Here is a 2,805-nt window from a genome sequence, read left to right as displayed (position 1 = left end):
AGACAGCCCCCGCCGCACCCGACCAACCACACCCAGAAGCCGCCGCCAAACCGCCGGCCCCTAACACCACCACCAGAAGAGTCAAGGCGAGCACCGCCCAAAGGCGTCAGGTGCGGAGAGTCCTTGGCAGCCGACTGATCCTTGACCGGATGTCCGGACTTAGCGACTACGCGTACCGCGGCTCGGTGTGCAGGGCTTCATTTTGCGTTCGACGCAGTTGCCGCCGCCGACGGCGCGATAGTCCATGTACGAGGGGATGAGCACCACGCAGCTCCGGACGAAGGCCGTGCTGGACGGCGACCACCCGGGTCGCCAGCGGCCCCGCAAGTGGTTCACGACGGGAGCCGCCGACGCCCGCCTACACCACGGTCATGTGCCGCACCGAGGGGTGCGGGTCGTTTTCGTCCATCGGTGAGTGCGCTGGCAACGCCGAGTGCTTGCGTGTTGAAGGGACCGGGGGATGGTCTGCGTGCTGAGCGTGCCGTTGGGTAGACGGTCGCATTGGTGAGCGGACTGACAACGGCGAGCGGTATGAGCAGTTGAAATCGGTATCCGACGCCCCGCAAGTTCGTTGGGGACGCCTCCACCCGCGTCGACCGTCTATTTGGGCTGCGCTTGGCCGCGTGCCGCCGTCTTCATGAGGACCTCGGTGACCGTTGGGCTGCTCGCCGACGCCTTGGCAGGTCCGTGTCCTCTCATGACCGCCGTCCAGCCGCCGGTGAACTTATCAGGATCGTGTGCACCATGCTGTCCGGCGTCGTCGCCCTGTACCAGGGGACTGGCGCCTTCCCCGCTGGATCGCCTCCGGAGGAGAGTGCCAAAGTCCTCGCCAGCCTGCTCTCCGGGTTCATCCTGCACCTACCGAGATGAGCGATGTCGCCACATCGCGGCGGTAGCCAAGCGCCGCTTGTGTGAACGGCTTGCATGGGACGTCGGTGCAGAAGGTCATCGGGGAGGTGCAGATCTCGGCAGGTTGGCTGTACCGCTAATGGCCGCGCTGGGTGGCGACGTTGTGTCGGTCGAGACCGGCCCCGAGGCGGTGGGGGCATGTCCTTGCCGCTCTGTGCGTGGTGGGCGCCGAGGTGATCGAGGTCCTGGGGGGCCGGTGGTGGCGCGCCGACCCGACCGTGGCCTACAGCGCGGCCGTCGCGGCCAGGATCAGCCCGATTGCCCCCGGCAGGTGCACAGCTCCGCGAGGGCCGCGTGGTCGCCTTCGAACGACACACCCTGTTCACGTCCACGATCGCCATCACCCTTCGCATCCGAACGGACGCGCGTCGGCGGATTGCCGCGACGTGGTGTTGGTCAGTGGAGGTAGGGCGCGCGGGCATTCGTCCTTGTGATCGCTAGTGCGGCGGCGTTCCCCGCGTCTGGATCGTGCAGACGTGGTGGGGCGGGGTGCTCGTGGTGGTGTGGGCGGTTGCCTTCCAGCCTGCGGGCGCGTTGGCCTCGCTCATAGTTCGGAGCGGTAGGGCGGCCTAGGGAACGCTCACGGCGCGCAGCAGTGCCCGCCGGGTAGGCGCAGGACGCGCGAGGTAGGGCGGCTTCGGGGCGTTCGCGGCTCCGGAGTATGTCGTGTCGCTGTACGGCCACGGGCGCTTCAGGCGGCGGTGGTGCGCTAGGTGTACTCGGTCATGATCTTGGTGACAGTCGGGTGATGGGTGGCTTGCCGCCCGGGGTCGAGTGGGGGTGTTGGGTGTTGTAGTGCTCGAGCCAGGCGGCCAGGGTGCGGGTGGGTTGGTCGTTGTTGGTGTGGGGGCGCTGGTAGGCCCATTCGGTGGCCAGGGTGCGGTTGAGGTGTTCGGCCTTTCCGTTGGTCCACGGACAGCGGGGTTGGGCAGCGGGGACGGGTGAACTTCTGCCGGGCGCCCAGTTCGGTGCAGGCCTGTTGGAAGGCGGCCGAGGTGCGGTGGTTGCGGGGGGTTGTCGGTCGGCACCCGGTGGATGCGGGTGATGCCGTGGGCGGTGAAGAACGCCGCCGGCCGGGTCGGGAGCGCCGCGCAGGTGGTGTTCTTCTCATCAGGCAGCACCTGCGCGTAGGCCGGGTGGGTGTGGTCGTCGATGGGGGTGTGGACGTGGTCGTAGCCGATGCTGCGGGCGAGGACGGCCTCACTGCGGCCGTGCGCCCGCTGGGCGCCGCCGTCGGGGATCCGGCCGAGCTTCTTGACGTCGAGGTGGATCATCGCGCCCGGCTCGGGGTGTTCGTAGCGGCGGCCACTCCTGGCGGGCCGCGCGGTTCTGGTGCCCGGTGACCGGGGCGCGGGCGGCCGGCACCGGGACGCGGTGACGGCGCGGGTCCGGGTCACTGTGCGGGCCGGCACCCCGGTGGCCGCCGCGATGTGGTCCGGGCGGCAGCTCGCGGCGGGCCGCCAGCACCCTCTCCTCGGTCCGGGCCGCAGTCTTGGACGGGGACGTGCGGGGGCCGCTGCGCCGGTCGGCCGGCCCGTCCCATCCCTGACGCCGGTATCGGCCCACCCACCGGTACGCGCACTACCGCGACACCCCCAGCCCGACCGCGACGCGCGCAACCGGGCGGCCATCGAACACGACACGGCGAACCAGCAGACATCTGCCGTGAAACGTCAAACGGGCGTTAGCACGGCTCACTGAGACCACCGGGTGCGTTGGCCTCGCTCATGCTTCGGGGCGGAAGGGGGCCTCGGGGCGTTCACGCCGCGCAGCAGTGCCCGCCGGGTAGGCGCCGGCCGCGCGAGGTAGGGCGGCTTAGGGACGGTCACGGCTTCGGGGTATTTCGTGCCGCTGTACGGCTATGGGTGCTGCAGGTAGCGGTGGTGCGTTAGGGCG

The 2,805-nt window shown here is 69.9% G+C and carries 1 pseudogene; it reads right to left on the bottom strand.

Going from position 1 to position 2,805, the window contains the following annotated elements:
* Nucleotides 1–1,632: 1,632 nt before the first annotated feature.
* Nucleotides 1,633–2,607 (bottom strand): annotated as a pseudogene (locus ETD96_RS43135) (IS481 family transposase).
* Nucleotides 2,608–2,805: the final 198 nt, after the last annotated feature.

This window comes from Actinomadura geliboluensis (genome assembly GCF_005889745.1).
GTDB classification, from domain to species: Bacteria; Actinomycetota; Actinomycetes; order Streptosporangiales; family Streptosporangiaceae; genus Spirillospora; species Spirillospora geliboluensis.
This window is presented reverse-complemented; position numbering and strand designations above follow the sequence as displayed.